Source organism: Phaeobacter sp. SYSU ZJ3003, assembly GCF_041300735.1.
In the GTDB taxonomy this organism is placed as follows: domain Bacteria; phylum Pseudomonadota; class Alphaproteobacteria; order Rhodobacterales; family Rhodobacteraceae; genus Phycobacter; species Phycobacter gallaeciensis_A.
The window spans coordinates 1-923 of the sequence record NZ_PXNU01000150.1 but is presented as its reverse complement, the minus strand read 5'-3'; the positions used below and the strand labels follow the sequence as shown (position 1 = coordinate 923).

Here is a 923-nt window from a genome sequence, read left to right as displayed (position 1 = left end):
AGCATCAACGGAGTATTGATACGATGAAGACAACACCCATTCTGGCAGCAATCGTCATCACCGGCACAGCAGTCGCAGCCTTTGCGCACGGCAATGCCAAGGGTATCGTCAGGGATCGGATGGAATCGATGGAAGCGATGGGGGATGCCGTGAAGGCGGTCACCCCGATGATGCGCGGCGAGAGGACCTATGATGCCGCTGCCATGCGCAACACAGCCCGGATTTTCCAGAAACACGCAGGCGAGGCCCTGACTGATCTTTTCCCGAAAGGGTCTGGCGGTGCCCCTTCCGAGGCCAAGGATGCGGTCTGGTCAGACTGGGATCGGTTCGCGGCGCTGGCACGGCAGTTGGAAATCTACGCCGAGGGCCTGGAGGGCGCTGCCGGGAATGGCGTCGCTGGTGGCGGTGGCATGGGCGCAGGGTCGATGATGGGGAATGGCTCCGGAATGGGATCGGGTTCGATGATGGGCAACGGATCCATGATGGGGTCAGGCACCGGTATGATGGGCGGCGGTGCTGGGATGATGCGCGCAGAAGATATCGCCGTGATGCCTGCGGATGCGGCCTTTGCGATGACGACACAGGTCTGCTCGGCCTGTCATTCCCGGTTCCGGGCGGAAGACCACTGAGCATGCGCCGGGTCGCATTTTTGTCTGGCGGGGCGGCGGCATGTGTTGCCGTTGTCCTGACCGCGGTGATCGCGTGGCCGGTCGGCAGCGCTCCGAAGCCGATCACGACGGAGGGCGACGTTAACCGGGGTGCTTACCTGGCACGTGCCAGCGGCTGTATCGCCTGTCATTCGAATTTCGAAGCGGGCGGCGCCCCGCTGGCCGGAGGGGCGCCGCTGAAGACGGATTTCGGCACCTTCTATCCGCCGAACCTGACCACCGATCCCGAACATGGCATCGGCGGCTGGACTGCCG

At 63.6% G+C, this 923-nt stretch carries 1 protein-coding gene and 1 pseudogene; both read left to right on the top strand.

Annotated elements, in window-relative coordinates:
- On the top strand, positions 1-629 hold a 629-nt coding region (locus tag C6W91_RS21160), incomplete at its 5' end, for a cytochrome c (RefSeq protein ID WP_370571613.1).
- Positions 630-631: 2 nt separating this feature from the next.
- A pseudogene (locus C6W91_RS21155) lies at positions 632-923 on the top strand (cytochrome C); the annotation flags it as partial.